At 70.0% G+C, this 17,878-nt stretch carries 15 protein-coding genes; 6 read left to right on the plus strand and 9 right to left on the minus strand.

Annotated features, from left to right (window positions below; genetic code table 11):
- Nucleotides 1-41 precede the first annotated feature (41 nt).
- From LV75_RS05545 to LV75_RS05560, 4 genes are all read right to left on the minus strand, one after another.
- A complete protein-coding gene (locus LV75_RS05545) occupies nucleotides 42-539 on the minus strand; it encodes a hypothetical protein (protein ID WP_372504142.1) in 498 nt (165 codons plus the stop codon).
- Between the two features lie 67 nt (nucleotides 540-606).
- Nucleotides 607-2,661: a diguanylate cyclase domain-containing protein gene (locus tag LV75_RS05550; protein ID WP_253885559.1), complete on the minus strand. Its 2,055-nt coding sequence runs from the start codon at nucleotides 2,659-2,661 to the stop codon at nucleotides 607-609.
- An 11-nt stretch (nucleotides 2,662-2,672) separates the two neighbouring features.
- On the minus strand, nucleotides 2,673-3,488 hold the full coding sequence (locus tag LV75_RS05555) for an SAM-dependent methyltransferase (protein ID WP_253885975.1): 816 nt from the start codon (nucleotides 3,486-3,488) through the stop codon (nucleotides 2,673-2,675).
- A 249-nt stretch (nucleotides 3,489-3,737) separates the two neighbouring features.
- Nucleotides 3,738-4,325 carry an SACE_7040 family transcriptional regulator gene (locus LV75_RS05560; RefSeq protein ID WP_253885560.1) on the minus strand — a complete coding sequence of 196 codons (588 nt, stop codon included), beginning with the start codon at nucleotides 4,323-4,325 and terminating at the stop codon, nucleotides 3,738-3,740.
- Between the two features lie 161 nt (nucleotides 4,326-4,486).
- On the opposite strand from LV75_RS05560, the gene LV75_RS05565 reads away from it, so the two are divergent.
- From LV75_RS05565 to LV75_RS05585, 5 genes are all read left to right on the plus strand, one after another.
- Nucleotides 4,487-5,275 (plus strand): SGNH/GDSL hydrolase family protein, encoded by a 789-nt coding sequence (locus LV75_RS05565; protein WP_253885561.1) that lies wholly within the window; start codon nucleotides 4,487-4,489, stop codon nucleotides 5,273-5,275.
- Nucleotides 5,276-5,482: 207 nt separating this feature from the next.
- Complete coding sequence (locus LV75_RS05570; protein ID WP_253885562.1) at nucleotides 5,483-7,096, plus strand: carboxyl transferase domain-containing protein; 1,614 nt, start codon at nucleotides 5,483-5,485, stop codon at nucleotides 7,094-7,096.
- 2 nt (nucleotides 7,097-7,098) lie between these two features.
- Nucleotides 7,099-9,078, plus strand: a complete 1,980-nt coding sequence (locus LV75_RS05575) for an acetyl/propionyl/methylcrotonyl-CoA carboxylase subunit alpha (protein WP_253885563.1) — start codon at nucleotides 7,099-7,101, stop codon at nucleotides 9,076-9,078.
- A 1-nt stretch (nucleotide 9,079) separates the two neighbouring features.
- Nucleotides 9,080-10,234: an acyl-CoA dehydrogenase family protein gene (locus tag LV75_RS05580; RefSeq protein WP_253885564.1), complete on the plus strand. Its 1,155-nt coding sequence runs from the start codon at nucleotides 9,080-9,082 to the stop codon at nucleotides 10,232-10,234.
- 395 nt (nucleotides 10,235-10,629) lie between these two features.
- Complete coding sequence (locus LV75_RS05585; protein ID WP_253885565.1) at nucleotides 10,630-11,223, plus strand: hypothetical protein; 594 nt, start codon at nucleotides 10,630-10,632, stop codon at nucleotides 11,221-11,223.
- A gap of 258 nt (nucleotides 11,224-11,481) precedes the next feature.
- Here LV75_RS05585 and LV75_RS05590 read toward each other — a convergent pair whose 3' ends face one another.
- The 3 genes from LV75_RS05590 to LV75_RS05600 form a co-directional block, all read right to left on the minus strand.
- Nucleotides 11,482-12,684 carry an acyl-CoA dehydrogenase family protein gene (locus LV75_RS05590; protein WP_253885566.1) on the minus strand — a complete coding sequence of 401 codons (1,203 nt, stop codon included), beginning with the start codon at nucleotides 12,682-12,684 and terminating at the stop codon, nucleotides 11,482-11,484.
- A 12-nt stretch (nucleotides 12,685-12,696) separates the two neighbouring features.
- Complete coding sequence (locus LV75_RS05595; RefSeq protein ID WP_253885977.1) at nucleotides 12,697-13,983, minus strand: acyl-CoA dehydrogenase family protein; 1,287 nt, start codon at nucleotides 13,981-13,983, stop codon at nucleotides 12,697-12,699.
- 155 nt (nucleotides 13,984-14,138) lie between these two features.
- Entirely contained in the window at nucleotides 14,139-15,104 is a 966-nt protein-coding gene (locus LV75_RS05600) for a D-2-hydroxyacid dehydrogenase (protein ID WP_253885567.1), read from the minus strand.
- Nucleotides 15,105-15,834: 730 nt separating this feature from the next.
- On the opposite strand from LV75_RS05600, the gene shbA reads away from it, so the two are divergent.
- The gene (gene shbA / locus LV75_RS05605; RefSeq protein WP_253885568.1) at nucleotides 15,835-16,458 is read left to right on the plus strand and encodes an RNA polymerase sigma factor ShbA; all 624 of its coding nucleotides are present in this window, start codon (nucleotides 15,835-15,837) and stop codon (nucleotides 16,456-16,458) included.
- 81 nt (nucleotides 16,459-16,539) lie between these two features.
- Here shbA and LV75_RS05610 read toward each other — a convergent pair whose 3' ends face one another.
- Both LV75_RS05610 and LV75_RS05615 read right to left on the minus strand, forming a co-directional pair.
- Nucleotides 16,540-17,148 carry a class I SAM-dependent methyltransferase gene (locus LV75_RS05610; protein WP_253885569.1) on the minus strand — a complete coding sequence of 203 codons (609 nt, stop codon included), beginning with the start codon at nucleotides 17,146-17,148 and terminating at the stop codon, nucleotides 16,540-16,542.
- Nucleotides 17,149-17,211: 63 nt separating this feature from the next.
- A complete protein-coding gene (locus LV75_RS05615) occupies nucleotides 17,212-17,859 on the minus strand; it encodes a TetR/AcrR family transcriptional regulator (RefSeq protein ID WP_253885570.1) in 648 nt (215 codons plus the stop codon).
- Between the last annotated feature and the right edge of the window lie 19 nt (nucleotides 17,860-17,878).

Below are 17,878 nucleotides of genomic sequence, written 5' to 3' on the forward strand. Positions count from 1 at the left end.
CCGGAAAGCGACTTCACCGGTCGACCGCCAGGTCGCGCTCTCTACCCTGCCCGCAGCCAAGAAGGCACCGGCAACCCCCGACTCAAGCACTCGTCCGACAACCGCAACGTCCACCGCAGCGCCTGCACCATCAGGGTTGCCATCTCTTCCGGTGCCGCGTTCGTCAGCGCGATTTCGATCTGCGCCTTGGCCCCATCCGTGTCCCCATGCACCTGCGCCAGCAACGTCCGCACGGCGGTACGCACCGGGGGGTCGGCTTCGTCGATCGGGACCTCGTGGCCGTCGTCGTCGTAGACCTGCATCTTGACCGGGGTGGTGCCGCCGGAGCCGAGGGCGGAGACCATGGCGCTGCACTCGTGGAACAGCAGCAGCATGAGCTCGCGCGCGTCGACGTGGCTGTCCGGGGCGGAGCGGACGGCGGCGGCGACCCGGTCGAGGGCGCCGTCGTCCTCGCCCGCGCGCATGGCGGCCAGTGCGCCCGCGGCGGCCTCGGTGAGGCGCCGCTTGCGCGCCGGGTCCGACTCGTCCACGTCCCTCATCCTGCAACAGCGGGCGCTCGCGCGGGGAGATCAGCCGTGCTCGATTCGCTCAGTTGGCGGCGAGCGGTCACCGCCCGGTGATGTCACCGACGCCGCCGGGACCGCCGAACGCGGGGCCCTCGGCCGTGCGGACGCCCTGCTCGGCCCACCAGGTCGCCTCCGCGTGGTCGCGCACGCCGAGCACCCCCACCGACGCCCCGACCGAGCGCAGCGCCGCGATCAGCTCCAACGTCGCCCGCACCGGCACCGCCTCGCGCGGCAACCAGTCCGGCCGCCAGCCCTCGAACGGGTCGGCCAGCAGGACGGTCCGCACGCCGAACCGCTCGACCATGGCGATCTCGCGCGGGCCGCCGGTGAACCCGTGCAGCGCGGTGACCACGCCGATGTCGCTCAGCGTGCGCAGGTTGTCCTGCGCGTCGCCGCGGCCGGTCAGGACCGCGGCGGTGTCCAGGCCGATCTCCAGCGCCCCGGTGGGCACGCAGGTCGAGGTCAGCACGTCGTTCACGGTCGCCGACAGGTCGCCGTCGGCCGACTGCAGCCCCGACAGCAGCACCCGGTGCACCGCCTCGCCCTCCTCGGCGACCGGGCCGAACAGCGTCCGCCAGCGCGGCAGGTGCGTACCGGACTGCGCCAGCAGCCACGGTCCCAGCGGCACCGACAGCCCGGTCGACTCGGCGAGCTCGGCGGTGTCGCGGTCGGTGGGCAGGTGGACCAGCGCCCGCACGCGCACCGGCACCAGGTCCGAGAGCCGCACCACCGGCTGGTAGGCGACCCGCAGCTCGCCGTTCTCCCAGGCCGCGGGCAGCCCGGTGGCGAGCGTGCCGACCTTGCGGGTCGCCCGGTCGGCGTGCCCGTCGAACTCCGCCCACTGGTGGCGGCCCAGCGAGCGGGCGTAGCGGTGCGCGGCGTCGGCGGCCCGGAACAGCTCCGCGCTCGACATCTCCGCCGGGGTGCGGCGCACGGCGCCGACGGTCGCGCTGACCGCCAAGCCGACGCCTGCGTCGTAGTCCGGTTCGGACAACTCGGCCAGCAGCGCGGTGACCAGCGTCGACACCGGCGGCGGGGCGGTGTCGTGCGCGATGAGCACCGCGAACTCGTCGCCGCCGACCCGGGCGACCAGCGCCTGCCTGCCCGCGACCGCCGAGGTGAGCCGGTTGGCCGTGGTCCGCAGCACCCGGTCCCCGGTCGCGTGCCCGTAGGTGGTGTTGACCAGGGAGAACGCGTCCAGGTCGAGGCAGAGCAGGGTGAGCGGGCGGTGCGGCGGGGCCTGCGCGTGCATGGCCTCCAGCCGCGACTCGAAGTGCAGCCGGTTGGGCAGACCCGTCAGCGCGTCGTGCAGGCTCTGGTGGCTGAGCTGGTTGCCCAGCAGCTGCAACTCGGACAGGTCCTGCACCATGGTCACCCGGTAGCGCGCGACGCCGCTGTCGTCGCGCAGCATCGACGTCGTGAGGTACACCCAGGCGGTGTCGCCGCCGGGTCTGACCACCCGGCGCCGGTCGGCCTCGCCGACCGCGAGCGGCGGCTCGTCCTCGTCGGCGATGAACTCGGCCAGGGTGCGGTACCGCAGGTCCTCGGTGGGCCTGCCCAGGATCGTGGCCAGTGCGGGGTTCGTCTCGACAAAGGTGCCATCCAGTTCGGTGATCGCGATGCCCACCGCGGAGGCGTCGAACACCTCCCGGAACCGGCTCTCGGTGGCCCTGCGGTCGCGTTCGGCGCGCTGCTTGGCGGTCAGCAGCGCGAGCTTCATGTTCTCCTGCTGCGCCAACGTGCGTTTGCGCAGCGCGGCGGCGTAACCGGCGGCGACGTAGGCGAGCAGCCGGGCCACCGGTCGCGCCCCGAACCCGGCGTCGGCGAGCCCGTCGGCCAGCACGCCGAGCGAGCCCTCCAGGGTGGTCTCGCCGGTCAGCGCCCCCTCGACCATCAGCTCGCCGACCCGCAGCCCGACCACGACGTCCGGCGGGGTCGCGGTGAGCGCTTCGGTGAGCCTGCGCAGCAGCGACGCGAGCAGGGCGTGCACCTCGGTCGAGGAGCGCGGGACGTAGGCGGTGGCGGCGACCACGCGCAACCAGGACAGGACGAGATCCGCTTGGTCGCCTTCCGGGTCGGGCGGCGCGTCAGACATGGTTCACGGCATCAGTGCTTGCGGCCGACGCCCGCGTAGATGCCCGCCCGGTCCGGGTCGCCGCCGTCGTCGAAACCCGGGTCCGGGCGCCACTTCGCTGTCGGCACGATCCCCGGCTCGACCAGGTCGAACCCGGCGAACAGGGCGGTGATCTCGGCGTGCGAGCGCGGGTACATCGGGTCCCGGCTGGACTTCATCACCTCGACGATCCGGTCCATCTCGGTCGGCATCAGGTCCCTGGTGAACTGCGAGAACGCCAGGTACGAGCCAGCCCCGATGGCGTCGCGGTAGCGGGCCACCAGCCGCGCGGGGTCCTTCTCCGGCGGCACGAAGTGGAACACCCCGGCCATCAGCAGCCCGATCGGGTGGTCGAAGTCGAGCAGTTCGCGGGTCTGCGGGGCGTCGAGGATGTCGTCCGGGCGGGTCAGGTCGGCCTGCACGATGGTCGCCAGCGGGTTGTCGGCGAGCATCAGCGTGCTGTGCGCGTAGGCGACCTCCTCGTAGTCCACGTAGACCACCTTGGCGCGCGGGTCGGCGGCCTGGGCGATCTCGTGCACGTTGCCCACGGTCGGGATGCCCGAGCCGAGGTCGAGGAACTGGCGCACGCCGCGCTCGACCATGAACAGCACCGAGCGGCGCAGGAACGAGCGGTTGTGCCGGGCGATCTCCCTGGCGTTGGGCTGGGCCTTGATGAACCGCTCGGCGAGCTCCCGGTCGTGGGCGAAGTTGTGCGCGCCGCCGAGCAGGTAGTCGTAGAGCCGCGCCGCGCTCGGCCGCTCCAGGTCGATCCCCTCCGGGACCCAGCTGGTCACGTCCGACCGGCCCATGCCAGGCACGCTCACGTCGCCGCCCCGTCCCATCGGTCTAGTCCACGTCCGTCTTCCGCTCGGTGATCGGAAGGTTACTCACCCGGCACGGCGGTGCGACAGGAGCCGAACGTCTTGCGCTGACCGGGACGTTCGGCTTTGCGCGCGGCGTTCGCACGTGCAGTCGACCGTGCCCGTAAGGGCAACTGGTCTGGACCGGTGGACGGAAGCGGGGGGCCTGTCCGGAGTTGGTGGGGGGCGTGCCCGGAACTACCGGGGGCCGTGCCCGAGCGCGCCGAGGGCCATCCCGGCGAGCAGGTCGGCCATCTGCGCGCGGTCGAGGTGCCTGCTGTGCGGGGTGGAGTTGATCAAGCCGAACACCGCGTGCGCCGCGGCCCGCGCGCTGGGCTCCTCGGTCGCCGGGACCGCGCCGCGGATGACCTCGACCCACAGCTCGACGTAGCGGCGCTGCAGCGCGCGCACCTTGCGCCGGTCCGGGTCGGTCAGGTTGCCCAGGTTGCGCTCCTGCACGGTGATCAGCGCCGGGTTGTCCAGCGCGAAGTCGACGTGGAAGCGCACCAGGTCCTGCAGGGTGTCGCCCGCCGCGCGCTCGGCACCGACCCTGGACTGCCCGCCGTCGAGCAGCACCTCGCTGATCGCGGTGAGCATCTCCCCGAGCATCGCGTCCTTGGACCGGAAGTGCCGGTAGAGCGCCGGTCCGGAGATGCCGACGGCCGAGCCGATGTCGTCGATCCCCACCCCGTGGAACCCGTGTCTTGCGAACAGCTCGGCCGCCGCGGCGAGGATCTGCTCCCGCCTGCTCGGCTTGTCGGCGACGGGCTCCGCTGCTGGTGACACGGTTACATCGTATGGCAGGGGTGGCTAGGGGGTTAGCGGCCACTAACCTCACCCGGTTCACCAACTGGTAAGAGGGAATAAGTTACCGGACAGTTCCGTGTTCGCGTTGTTGCTGGTAGTGATGATCCTGTCGGGAATCCCTCCTGCCCCGGAGGCTTGTCATGCGTGTCCCCCACTCCCTCTCCCTGGTCCTTCTCGCCGCACTGGCGGTATTCGGCCTGGCGACCCCCGCCTCGGCCGCCGTCGGCAAGTACGTCGCCCTCGGTGACTCCTACTCGTCCGGCCTCGGTGCTGGCAGCTACGGCAGCAGCGGCTCCTGCAAGCGCAGTGCCAACGCCTACCCGCAACTGTGGGCCAACGCCCACGGCCCGTCCGCGTTCGCCTTCGTCGCCTGCTCCGGCGCGGTCACCCAGGACGTGCTCACCAGCCAGGTCGGATCGATCACCGCCGACACCGCCCTGGTCACCCTGTCGGTCGGCGGCAACGACGCGGGCTTCGCCAACGTCATGACCGAGTGCAACCTGAGCTCCGACTCCGCCTGCGTGAGCCGGAACCAGACCGCGCAGAACTTCGCCCGCACGACCCTGCCCACCCGCCTGGACAACGTCTACCGCGCCATCCGCGACCGGGCCCCGTCGGCCAAGGTCGTCGTGCTCGGCTACCCCCGCATCTACAAGACCAGCGGCTCCTGCGTGGTGGGCCTGAGCGAGGCCAAGCGCGCCGCGATCAACCAGTCCGCCGACGTGCTCGCGTCGGTCACCGCGGGCCGCGCCGCCGCCTTCGGCTTCACCTTCGTCGACGCCCGCACCGCGTTCACCGGCCACGAGATCTGCGCCTCCGGTGCCCGCTGGCTCAACAGCATCACCTGGCCGGTGGAGGAGTCCTACCACCCCAACACCGCGGGCCAGGCCAGCGGCTACTACTCCGCCCTGCGCGCCGTCACCGGCTGACCCGCGGGCTGATCCAGCCAGGTCGAACGGGCCGTCCCCAGTCGGGGGCGGCCCGTTTCGCCGTGCGCTCGAACCAGTGCTCGAACCGGTGGTCGACCCGGCGAACTCGCGCGCGCGGGCGGACGATGGGTTCGGGTGGACCGCGCGTGTTAGTGAGCGCTAACATCGCCGGTGTAGTTAACGGTGACTAACAGCTCGAGGAGCGGGATGGACGCACCGAGGTTGCGCAGTGCCGTGGACCCGGCTGACGAGGCGTTCGCGCGCAACGCCAAGTCGCACGGCGAGCTGGTGCAGGACCTGCGGGACCGGCTCGACCAGGCTGCGCTCGGCGGGCCGGAGAAGGCCAGGGCCCGGCACGTCAGCCGCGGGAAGTTGCTGCCCCGGGACCGGGTGGACGCCCTGCTCGACCCCGGGTCGCCGTTCCTGGAGCTGTCGCCGCTGGCCGCCACCGGGCTCTACGGCGACGACGCCCCCGCCGCCGGGATCATCACCGGGGTCGGGCGGGTGTCCGGGCGCGAGGTCGTGGTCGTGGCCAACGACGCGACCGTCAAGGGCGGCACCTACTACCCGATGACGGTCAAGAAGCACCTGCGGGCCCAGGAGGTGGCGCTGCAGAACAACCTGCCCTGCGTCTACCTGGTCGACTCCGGCGGTGCCTTCCTGCCCAAGCAGGACGACGTCTTCCCCGACCGCGACCACTTCGGGCGGATCTTCTTCAACCAGGCCACCATGTCGGCCAAGGGCGTCGCGCAGGTCGCGGCCGTGCTCGGCTCCTGCACCGCGGGCGGCGCCTACGTCCCGGCGATGAGCGACGAGGCCGTCATCGTGCGCGAGCAGGGCACGATCTTCCTCGGCGGCCCGCCGCTGGTGAAGGCCGCGACCGGGGAGGTCGTCACCGCCGAGGAACTGGGCGGCGGCGACGTGCACTCCCGGGTCTCCGGGGTCACCGACCACCTCGCCGACGACGACGCGCACGCGCTGCGCATCGTCCGCTCCATCGTCTCCACCCTGGGCCCGCGCGCCCCCCGCCCGTGGGACGTCGCCGAGGTCGAGGAGCCCGCGGTCGACCCGTCGACCCTCTACGGCGTGGTGCCGACCGACTCGCGCACCCCCTACGACGTGCGCGAGGTCATCGCCCGCATCGTGGACGGCAGCCGGTTCCGCGAGTTCAAGAAGGAGTACGGCTCGACCCTGGTCACCGGGTTCGCCCGGATCCACGGTCACCCGGTCGGGATCGTGGCCAACAACGGCGTGCTGTTCGCCGAGTCGGCGATGAAGGGCGCGCACTTCATCGAGCTGTGCGACCAGCGGTCCATCCCGCTGCTGTACCTGCAGAACATCACCGGCTTCATGGTCGGGCGCGACTACGAGGCGGGCGGCATCGCCAAGCACGGCGCCAAGATGGTCACCGCGACCGCCTGCGCCAGGGTCCCGAAGTTCACCGTCGTCATCGGCGGCTCGTTCGGTGCGGGCAACTACTCGATGTGCGGCCGGGCGTACTCGCCCCGCTTCCTGTGGATGTGGCCGAACGCGCGGATCAGCGTGATGGGCGGCGAGCAGGCCGCCTCCGTGCTGTCCACCGTGCGCCGCGACCAGATCGAGGGCTCCGGCGGTGAGTGGTCGGCCGAGGACGAGGAGACCTTCAAGGCACCGATCCGCGACCAGTACGAGGAACAGGGCAACCCGTACTACTCGACCGCCCGGCTGTGGGACGACGGGGTCATCGACCCCGCCGACACCCGGCAGGTGCTCGGTCTCGCGCTGTCGGCCGCGGCCAACGCGCCCCTGGAACCTGTCCGCTACGGCGTCTTCCGGATGTGAGCATGTTCTCCAGCGTTCTGATCGCCAACCGGGGCGAGATCGCCGTCCGGGTCATCACCACCCTGCGCCGCATGGGCATCCGCTCCGTCGCGGTCTATAGCGACGCCGACGCGGGCGCTAGGCACGTGCGTGAGGCCGATGTGGCCGTGCGCATTGGGCCCGCCGCCGCGCGGGAGAGCTACCTGGCCATCGACAAGGTCGTCGCGGCGGCTCTAGAGACCGGTGCTGAGGCCGTGCACCCGGGGTACGGCTTCCTCGCGGAGAACGTCGAGTTCGCGCGTGCTTGTGCTGCCGCGGGTCTCGTGTTCATCGGACCGCCCGCGTCGGCGATCGATGCCATGGGCGACAAGATTCGGGCGAAGCTGACTGTTAGCGCTGCCGGGGTACCTGTGGTGCCCGGGCGCACAGAGCCAGGTATGTCTGACGACGACCTGGTAGCCGCGGCAGAGGAAGTCGGCTACCCGGTTCTGCTTAAGCCATCTGCTGGCGGCGGCGGTAAGGGCATGCGGTTGGTCGAGGCCGCAGACGGGCTGCGGGCCGCGATCGAGTCGGCGCGGCGTGAGGCGCGCGGGTCCTTCGGTGACGAGACGCTGCTGATCGAGCGGTTCGTGCTGCGGCCCCGGCACATCGAGATCCAGGTGCTCGCCGACTCGCACGGGCACGCGATCCACCTCGGCGAGCGCGAGTGCAGCCTGCAGCGGCGGCACCAGAAGATCATCGAGGAGGCGCCGTCCCCGCTGCTGGACGCGGCTACCCGGGCGCGGATGGGCGCGGCGGCGGTCGAGGCGGCCAAGGCCGTCGACTACAGCGGCGCGGGCACGGTCGAGTTCATCGTCTCCGCGGACCGCCCGGACGAGTTCTTCTTCATGGAGATGAACACCCGGCTGCAGGTCGAGCACCCGGTCACCGAGCAGGTCACCGGCCTGGACCTGGTCGAGCAGCAGGTCCGGGTCGCCGCGGGTGAGCGGCTCGCGCTGACCCAGGACGAGGTGGTCCTGCGCGGGCACGCCGTCGAGGCCCGGGTGTACGCCGAGGACCCGACGACCGGGTTCCTGCCCACCGGCGGTCGGGTCCTCGGCGTCCGCTCGGCCAGCGCGGACTGGGCGCGGCTGGACTCCGGTCTGCTCGCCGGGTCGGTGGTGGGCTCCGACTACGACCCGATGCTGGCCAAGGTGATCACCTGGGGCGCCGACCGGGCGCAGGCGATCGATCGGCTGTCCGCGGCGCTGGCCTCGACCGCGGTGCTCGGGGTGGGCACGAACATCGCGTTCCTGCGGGCCCTGCTCGCCGACGCGGACGTGCGCGCGGGCAGGCTCGACACGCAGTTGGTCGAGCGCAGGCTCGACGAGCTGACCAAGGCCGAGCCGGTGCCCGACGAGGTCTTCGCGGCGGCCGCGCTCGACGAGTTCCTGTCGCTGCAACCCGGCGCGGGCGTGGTCGACCCGTGGTCGGTGCCCAACGGGTGGCGCGTCGGCCGGGCCGCGGCGATCCCGTTCCGGTTGACCTGCGGTGACCGCGACGTGACCGTGCTGGTGAGCGGGACGCCCGCCGCGGCGCGGGTCCAGGTCGGCGACGAGTCCCCTGTGGACGCTTCTGTGTCGCGTGTGGACGATGAACTGCTGGTCGCCGTCGGCGGCCGGAACTCGCGCTACGCCAGGGCTCTGGACGGGGACACGCTGTGGTTGGCCGCGGGCGGCCGGACCTGGGCGGTCGCCGAGCACTCCGCGCTCGAGGGTGCCGCGGCCGCCGCGGGCGGTGGCGGTCCGGTGACCAGCCCGATGCCCGGCACCGTGCTGGTCGTGAAGGTCTCGGCGGGGGAGCGGGTGGTCGCGGGTGCGCCGCTGCTGGTCGTCGAGGCGATGAAGATGGAGCACACCATCACCGCGAAGGTCGATGGCGTGGTCACCGAACTGCTGGTCCAGGCGGGCAACCAGGTCGCGCTGAACCAAACCCTTGCCGTGGTAACCCCATCGGAGGCCTGACGTGATCGACCTGACCCTTCCCGAGGAGCACGAGGCGCTGCGCAAGACCGTGCAGGAGTTCGCCCGCGAGGAGGTCGCCCCGGTCATCGGCGACTTCTACGAGCGCGAGGAGTTCCCGTACGGCATCGTCGCCAAGATGGGCGCGATGGGCCTGTTCGGCCTGCCCATCGGCGAGGAGTACGGCGGCATGGGCGGCGACTACTTCGCGCTGTGCCTGGCGCTGGAGGAGCTCGCCAGGGTCGACTCGTCGGTCGCGATCACCCTGGAGGCCGGGGTCTCGCTCGGTGCGATGCCGCTGTACCGGTTCGGCACCGACGAGCAGAAGCAGCGCTGGCTGCCCGCGCTGGCCGCCGGTGAGCGCCTGGCCGCGTTCGGCCTGACCGAGCCGGGCGGCGGCTCCGACGCGGGCGCCACCCGCACCACCGCCCGGTTGGACGGCGACGAGTGGGTCATCAACGGCTCCAAGGCGTTCATCACCAACTCCGGCACCGACATCACCTCGCACGTCACCGTCACCGCGGTGACCGGCGTGCGCGACAACGGCCGCAAGGAGATCTCGGCGATCATCGTGCCGCTGGGCACGCCGGGCTTCACGGTGGCCAAGAAGTACTCCAAGGTCGGCTGGAACGCCTCCGACACCCACGAGCTGGCGTTCTCGGACGTGCGCGTGCCCGAGGAGAACACCCTGGGCCAGCGCGGCCGCGGGTACGCCCAGTTCCTGTCCACTCTGGACGAGGGCCGGGTGGCGATCGCCGCCCTGGCCGTGGGTCTGGCCCAGGGCTGCGTGGACGAGTCGCTGAAGTACGTGCGCGAGCGCGAGGCCTTCGGCCGCAAGATCGGCGAGTACCAGGCCATCCAGTTCAAGATCGCCGACATGGAGACCCGCGTCCACACCGCCCGCCTCGCCTACTACGCCGCCGCCGCCAAAATGCTGCGCGGCCAGCCCTTCAAGCGCGAAGCCGCCATCGCCAAACTCGTCGCCTCCAACGCCGCCATGGACAACTCCCGAGAAGCCACCCAAATCTACGGCGGCTACGGCTTCATGAACGAGTTCCCAGTCGGCCGCTTCTACCGCGACGCCAAGATCCTGGAAATCGGCGAAGGCACCAGCGAAGTCCAGCGCATGCTCATCGCCCGCGAACTGGGCCTGGTCTGAACAGCTCCGACCCGCTGAACCACCACGCTCTTCGCCGAGCCCAGGACCCAACACGCTCAATATCAAGGACGCCCCGCCGAGGTGCGGGTGGTCGACGTACCGTGCGCCCCAATCACGCACAAGATCATCGCTGGTTGGGGTTGCTCGACCTATTGACCGGGACTTGGCGTGCAGAACCGCTGATAGCAGGGCATTTCGCGTCGCCTGCGCGGCGCGACACCTGCCAACCTGGTTAGTGAGAGGTGCCGCGGGCAAGAGCAGAGCGAGAGCCTGCGCCGTGGCGCGCCGGACACCGGACCACGGTGACAGGCCCACCGGTGCCGCTCCGCGCATGCAACGCGGTCTTGACCCTATAGAGCCAAACTCGGCAAGGGTGTGAGCGCTAGGATCGCACGATGACCTGGGGCGACCTTAAAGACCTCTCAGCTGTGGTGTTTCCGGCAGCCACCCTAGTTTTGACGATCGTCCTCTTCCGAAGGACAGGGAACAGGCAGCGACAAGACGAGAATTGGAAGGCTTCAAGGTCTCAAGCCGGTGAGGCTTTGAAGATCGTGCACACGATAGAAGACTGTCTGGTTTCGCTGCCATCCAGGACTTTGGTTTTCGCCGAAATATCAGATACTCCGATATCTGACTTGCTTAAAAGTATGGAGCGTGAACTCGGCCTCACCCTAAAGAAGGACGTGGCCCTCTATCAGGTGGTTCAGAACGCGAAACGAGCGCATTCACTCTGGCGCACCACGCCGGTAGGCGGAGACTACGGATTTCGCGGACACATGGAAGCGCTCATCAACTCCCACGCAGCGCTTGTAAAGGCTGATGAAGAAAGCTTCAACGCACGCTACGAAGCGCTCGATAACGCAATTAGATCTACGTACTCCTGGCTGTCGCAGGAGATCAGATCAGGCGCCAGCCAGTATGTCTCGCTCACAAATTTTCGCGAGGCACTTGCTAACCTGAGAAAAGAACTGGAGGCGCGGATCTCATAGGCAGCGGCGTTTGTCACCTACCGGTACCACGGGAGCATCATCAACGCCGACCACAGACCTGCGTCTCCTGCCCGATGCCGTCGAGTGGCGAACGAGTTCGACGGGCCACGACACTGTCTTCCAACCCAGGCTGCCTTGACTCCGCCAAAGCAGCCTGGCCGGGCCCTGAACGTGAATCTGGTCGGGGTTCTGCGGGCCGCGATGCGGAGGTCGTGTGAACAGACCCCGGGTCGCCGTGCGGAACTTGTTGCTACAGCGTTACCTCAGCTCAGAGGACGACTTTCCCAGCAGTCGGCGGGCGACGATGAGTTGTTGGATCTGTTGGGTGCCCTCGAAGATGTCGAGGATCTTCGAGTCGCGGGCCCACTTCTCCAGCAGGGAGTTCTCGCTGTAGCCCAGTGACCCGGTGAGTTCCACGCAGCGGAGGGTGATGTCCGATGCGGAGCGGCCCGCTTTGGCCTTGGCCATGCTGGCCTGCAGGGAGTTCGGCTTCCGGTTGTCGGCCATCCACGCGGCTTCCAGGGAGAGCAGGTAGGCGGCTTCCCAGTCGGCCTCCAACTGGAGGAAGGTGGCGGCTGCGGCGGGTTGGGAGAAGGCCGGGCGGTCGTAGTCGATGGTTATGCCCGCGTCGGTGAGGATGCGGCGGGTCTCTTCCAGGGCGGCCCGGGCCACGCCCACGGCCATGGCGGCCACGAGGGGGCGGGTGTTGTCGAAGGTCTGCATGACGCCCGCGAAGCCCTGGGTGGGGTTGATCTCGGGGCTGCCGAGCAGGTTGTCGCGGTGGACGCGGACGTTGTCGAGGCGGAAGTGGGCGGTGTCGGAGGCCCGGATGCCGAGCTTGTGCTCCAGGCGCACGAGGTCGAAGCCGGGGGTGCCCCGGTCGACCACGAAGGACTTGATGGCGGCCTTGCCGAGGGCGCGGTCGAGGGTCGCCCAGACGACCACGCAGTCGGCTCGTTCGCCCGCGGTGACGAAGATCTTCTCGCCGTTGAGCACGTAGTGGTCGCCGTCGAGCACGGCGGTGGTGCGGATGGCGCCCGAGTCGGACCCCGTGTCCGGCTCGGTGATCGCCATGGCCGCCCATTTTCCTTGGTAGCGCGCCAACTGCTCGTCATTGGCGACCGAGGCGATCGCCGCGTTCCCCAGGCCCTGACGCGGCATCGACAGCAGGAGGCCCACGTCGCCCCAGCACATCTCGATGGTGCCGAGCAGCAGCCGCAGGTTCGCCCCGTTCTGGTTGCCCGCGGCGGCCGCCCCACCCCGGCGCACACCACCGGCGCCCGCACCCCCGCCCGACGCCGATAAACCGTCCAGCAGCGCGGCGAGCATGTCCAACTCGCGGGGGTAGGTGTGCTCGGCTTGGTCGTACTTGCGCGAATGCGGCCGGAAGAACTCCGCCGCCGCCTGGTGGGCTTGGTCGACGAGCTGCTTGAACTTCGCCGGGACCTCAAGGTTGATCATTGTGCTCCTCCCTCAGACGAGGACGATTCCCTCGACCAGGCCAACCGCGCGCAAGTCTCGGTACCAGCGCTCCACCGGGTGCTCCTTGACGAACCCGTGCCCGCCCAACAACTGCACACCGTCGTTCCCGATCAGCATCCCCTTCTCCGCGCACAGCCGACGCGCCAACGCCGCCTCCCTCGCGAAGGACTTCCCCCGCTCGGCCCGTGCGGCGGCGCGATAAGTCAGCAGCCGCATACCTTCCAACTCAATCCCGATGTCCGCCACCTTGAACGCCACACCCTGCCGGTGGCTGATCGGCTCACCGAAAGCGACACGGTCGTTGACATACGGGATGACGTAGTCCAACACGGCCTGCGCGGTACCCACAGCCAAGGCGCACCAACCGATCCGCGCCAACCGCACACACTCAACATAGGCGTCGGCTCCGCCGAGTAGGGCTCCGGCAGGCACCTTGACCTGGTCCAACCGCAACCTACCGAGCCCAGCAGCGCGAAGTCCCATCGCGGGCTCGGACTCCACGGACACACCGGAAGTTCCAGACTCCACAATGAACAGCGCAGGCCCACGACCGTCCACATCGGCCGCAACGATGAACAGCTCGGCCTGCGTCGCCCGAGGAACCATCGACTTCACGCCGTCGAGAACGAACCCATCCGTCGTGCGGTATGCCTTGGTTTGCAAGGAGAACGGGTCGAACAGCGCCCGCGGCTCTTGAATGACCAGGGCGGCCGCCGGGACGTTGGATCCCAGGAATGCAGGGAGATAGGTCGCCTGCTGTTGCTCATCGCCCCAGAGCACCAACGCCGTGCTGACCGCTGCCGGCGCAAGACAAGCCACGGCCAACCCCATGTCACCATGCGCCATCGCTTCCGCGACCAGCACGTTGGTCACGGCAGACCGCTCGTCACCCACACCACCCAGCGCCTCCGGGATGCCGACGAGCGCGACCCCCATGTCTGCGACAGTGGCCAGGACCTCGTCTGGAGCCGCACACCGCGCATCCGCCTCAGCAGCAACCGGCCGCAACCGCTCAGCGGCGAACTCCGCCACGGTGTCCCGGATCATCGCCTGCTCATCAGTGGGCGTCAGGTCGAACAGGCCATCGTCGCCCGCGGGCCTGGGCCGCTGAGGAGCGGACTGCCGAGCAACAACGAACGTCCGACTAGCCGCCCCAGCAGCCGTAAACCCCGCCTTAGTCGCCTGGTAGACGGTGCGCTCGAGCGGTTTCCGCAGCTTGAGCCGGTCCAACACGGCAGTGCTCGCCAACCGGTTGAGGACAGCCAACGCCGCACCCATCGCCCCTCGGCGGCTGCCGTCCACATTGCGCTGATCGCCCGTCATGGTGCTCCTCGGCTGGGTGTCGTCAGCTACCTACTCTAGAGTAGGAACGGGTCCGAGGGCGAGACCACCTGCAGCCGTGGAACCGCGTGGGCGGCCGCGTGAGCGATTGGTTACCGGGAGGTGCGGGTTTTGTCGACGAGGTTGGTGAGGGGGCGGCCGCTTGTGTAGTTGTCCAGGTTGGCCGCGAAGCGCCGGACCATTTCTTCTCGCCAGCCTCGGACGTCGCCTGACATGTGGGCGGAGATCAGCACGTTCGGCATGTCCCACAGGGGGGAGGACGGGGGGAGGGGTTCGTCGGGGAAGACCGTGAAGGCGGCGCCGGAGAGGCGGCCCGCGTCGAGGATGTCGATGAGGTCCGGGGTGACGACCAGGGCGGAGCGGCCGATGTTGACCAGGCGGGCGGTGGGCTTGCAGGCGCGCAGGAGGTCGGCGTCGAACAGGCCGGTGGTCTGGGGGGTGAGGGCGAGCGCCAGGATCAGCCAGTCCTGGGTGGGCACGGTTGCTCGCAGTTGTGACATCGGGACTATGTCGCCCAGGTCGGGGTCACCGGATCGGGCGGAAGGGCCGACAGAAGAGATGTGCACGCCGACGGCCTTGAGGGTGCGGGCGATGGCCCGGGCGATCGGGCCGGTGCCGACCAGGAGCGCGCGGGACCCGGCGAGGCGGTCGGTCTCGCGGTGTTGCCAGCGGCGGCGGGACTGGTCGCGCAGCGTGTTCGGCAGTTCCTTGGCGAACGCGAGCACCAGGCCCAGCACGTACTCGGCCATCGGCTCGTCGAACACCCCGGCCGAGTTGGTCAGCCGGACCTCGCTCTCGCGCAGCGCGGGGAACAGCAGGTGCCCCACCGCAGGACCCGCGACGTGCACCCAGCGCAACCGCTCGGCGGCGGGCCAGACGCGGGCCAGGGCGGTGGACTTGACGTCCCAGGCGAACAGGACGTCGGCGCCGTCGAGCGCGCCGCCGAGGCGGTCCGCGGTGGTGTAGCGCACGGTCGCGGTCGCCTCGATCCCGGCCATGCCCGGGGGGCGGTCGGTGCCGTGCAGGACCACGATGGTCGGCCGTGCGCGGGTGTCCATTCGAGTGATGTTCCCCGTTCGAGTGGTGCAGGGCCGGACAGGTTGGCAACGCTAGGAACCGGCGGGGTGGGGTGTCAAACGACCCGCTGCCGGGGCACGTTTGTGCAGGTCAGCCGGGCTGTGCTGCACGATAGAGTGAAGCAAGCGAGGGATCATGCTCGTCTCTGTAGACCAGTCTTACTCCATTCGTGACGATGACTACCCGAACGGGCTAACGGAGATCGTTACCGTCCAGTATCGCCCCGCGCCCACCTTGATCAAGGTTGCCTCGCCGGCGGGAAAACGACCACCCGATGGAGGTTCCCGGATCGGGGCGTCCCCGCTACAGTACGTCTCACCTGGGGATTTCCCGCAGAATCGCGACCGCGCACCGAGGAGGTCCGCTGAGCGGGCCCGGCGCACGGCGAGCCGGGCTGCTCGGCCAGCGGATCAAGGACGCGCGGCGAATAGGGGCGTTGTGCTCTTACCGCTGTGAGGTTGAATACGAAAACATCGCCCGTATGCAGCAGCGATACCCCTGGTGCACAGCCTCCAGCCCGGCTATCCTCACTCTGCGTCAGGGCCACCATCGAATCCGACTGTTTCGCGGACGGATGGGACGGTGAGCCGCGACAACCGCGCCGTTCCGGACCTCGACGGCGTACCTCCACCACTCGGTGCGCCGCAACATCTGGGGGCTCATGTGACAGCGACAGCTTCCTCGCCCGCGTCGGAGACAGCTCCGCCGCGCATGCCGGGAACCCAGCCCGCCAACCGGAACCCCACGACCGACGCCGTGTTCGCCCGGCTCAAGAGCTCCGCCTTCCACGAGCTCGTCGCGGCCTCGCTGGCCGGTGACCAGGACGCCATCGGCACCCTGTTCACCTGGATCAACCCCGCCATCGTGCGCTACTGCCGCGCTCGCATCGGCCGCACCGGGTCCGCCTTCTCCTCCGCCGACGACGTCGCCCAGGAGATCCTGCTCGCCGTGCTCGGCGCCCTCCCGCGCTACTCCGACGACCGCGAGTCGTTCCTGCCGTTCGTCTACGGCATCGCCTCCCACAAGGTCGCCGACTACTACCGCCGCTCCGGCCGCGACCGCTCCGACCCCGTCGCCGACGTGCCCGACACCGTCGACCACGGCCTCGGCCCCGAGCAGATCACCCTGCGCGCCGAGATGCGCGGGCGCCTCGCGAGCCTGCTCGACACCCTCGCGCCCCGCCAGCGCGAGATCCTCGTGCTCCGCCTGGTCGTCGGCCTCTCCGCGCAGGAGACCGCCGCCGCCATCGGCCTCACCGCCACCGCCGTGCGGGTCGCCCAGCACCGGGCTCTGACCCGGCTGCGCGGCAGCCTCACCGCGACCGACTGGCTCTGAGTACCCGGGTAGCTCCCAAGTAGACCTCTCACCAAAGACCGCTGGGTCGCGTTGTGTGCCGCGACCCAGCGGTCGCTGGTTTTAAGAGGCCCGCGCGCGCAGGTAGAGCTGCACCTCGATCCGACCGGGCTCGGCCTCGGCCTCGAACTCGCGCAGCGACACGTCGGTGAACCCGGCGTCGGCCACGACCTGCCGCAGCTGGTCCGGCGGGTACGCCGACACGGTGGTCGGGGAGCCGAGGAAGTTCACCGGGAACGTGTCGAAGTCGCCCTGCACCATGCTCACCAGCAGCAGCCGGGGCCCGGTCAGCACCGAGTGGATCGCGCGCAGGGTGGACTCGATCTCGGCCTTGGGCAGCATCAGCAGCGCGAAGAACGCCACCACCGCGTCGAACTCGCCGAGCCCGTCGAGCTCGCGCAGGTCCCCGAGCCGGTAGTCGGCACCGGGTGCCTGCTCGCGGGCGAGCTCGAGCATGACCGGGGACTCGTCGACCCCGACCACCGACAGCCCGGCTGCCAGGAGTTGGCGCGCGGTGGGCAGGCCGCTGCCGCAGCCCAGGTCGAGCACGCGCGACCCGGGCGTGAGCCGCTCGGCGAGCCACGCCGCCTCGGCGATCTGGACGTCGCGCTCCACGAAGGACTCGTCGTAGCGCTTACCGATCAGGTCGAACGCTGGGTTCTGGGTAGCCACGCCGCACAGCATGCCGCCGTCGCCGCCGCGTGGTCCAGCACCTAACCGGATGAGATCAACGGCTCACACCCGCGACGAGCTGATGGCCGCCATGAGCTCGGTGTGCGAGACCCGGTTCGGGTGCAGCGGGCTCACCCCCGGCGCGCGGATGCCGTCGAGGACCAGGGCCAGGTACCGCCGCCACAGCTGGGGGTCCGCGGCGCGGGTGGCGTCACCGACCGCGGAGAGCATGACGATCACCGGGCCGATGTCGGTCCCGGTGACGTCCGCGCGCACCTGCCCGGCCGCCTTGGCCCGGGTGATCAGCGCCTCGACCGCGGGGACGTAGTGCGCGGAGATCCGTTCCAAGTGGCCGAAGTCCGCCTTGGTGCAGATCTCGAACACGCCCCGGTCGCCGGACTGGCGCTGCAGCACGTCGGTGATCAGCGCGACCAGGCCCGCCCACGGGTCCTGGTTGGCCGCGTGCCGGTCGACCTCGTCGGTGATCTCGACGACCACCTGGTCGAACACCGCCGACAGCAGCGCCTCCTTGGTGGGGAAGCGCCGGTAGAGGGTGCCGATGCCCACCCCCGCGGTGCGCGCGACGTCGTCGAGGGAGGCGGCGAGGCCGTGCGCGGCGAACACCTCGCGAGCGGCCTCGACGATCCGGCCGCGGTTGCGCTCAGCATCGGCGCGCAGCGGTCGATTCCCGTGCTCGGTGTCAGACGTCACGCTCTCAGCTTAGCGTAGA

It is taken from the genome of Actinokineospora diospyrosa, assembly GCF_024171925.1.
GTDB classification, from domain to species: domain Bacteria; phylum Actinomycetota; class Actinomycetes; order Mycobacteriales; family Pseudonocardiaceae; genus Actinokineospora; species Actinokineospora diospyrosa.

Bases quoted from the DNA above. Each gene is read 5' to 3' on its own strand.
- shbA (WP_253885568.1), top strand. From the start codon at position 15,835: ATGCCGGGAACCCAGCCCGCCAACCGGAACCCCACGACCGACGCCGTG.
- LV75_RS05585 (WP_253885565.1), top strand. From the start codon at position 10,630: ATGACCTGGGGCGACCTTAAAGACCTCTCAGCTGTGGTGTTTCCGGCA.
- LV75_RS05600 (WP_253885567.1), bottom strand. From the start codon at position 15,104: ATGGACACCCGCGCACGGCCGACCATCGTGGTCCTGCACGGCACCGAC.
- LV75_RS05550 (WP_253885559.1), bottom strand. From the start codon at position 2,661: ATGTCTGACGCGCCGCCCGACCCGGAAGGCGACCAAGCGGATCTCGTC.
- LV75_RS05545 (WP_372504142.1), bottom strand. From the start codon at position 539: ATGAGGGACGTGGACGAGTCGGACCCGGCGCGCAAGCGGCGCCTCACC.
- LV75_RS05555 (WP_253885975.1), bottom strand. From the start codon at position 3,488: ATGGGCCGGTCGGACGTGACCAGCTGGGTCCCGGAGGGGATCGACCTG.
- LV75_RS05565 (WP_253885561.1), top strand. From the start codon at position 4,487: ATGCGTGTCCCCCACTCCCTCTCCCTGGTCCTTCTCGCCGCACTGGCG.
- LV75_RS05570 (WP_253885562.1), top strand. From the start codon at position 5,483: ATGGACGCACCGAGGTTGCGCAGTGCCGTGGACCCGGCTGACGAGGCG.
- LV75_RS05590 (WP_253885566.1), bottom strand. From the start codon at position 12,684: ATGATCAACCTTGAGGTCCCGGCGAAGTTCAAGCAGCTCGTCGACCAA.
- LV75_RS05595 (WP_253885977.1), bottom strand. From the start codon at position 13,983: ATGGGTGCGGCGTTGGCTGTCCTCAACCGGTTGGCGAGCACTGCCGTG.
- LV75_RS05575 (WP_253885563.1), top strand. From the start codon at position 7,099: ATGTTCTCCAGCGTTCTGATCGCCAACCGGGGCGAGATCGCCGTCCGG.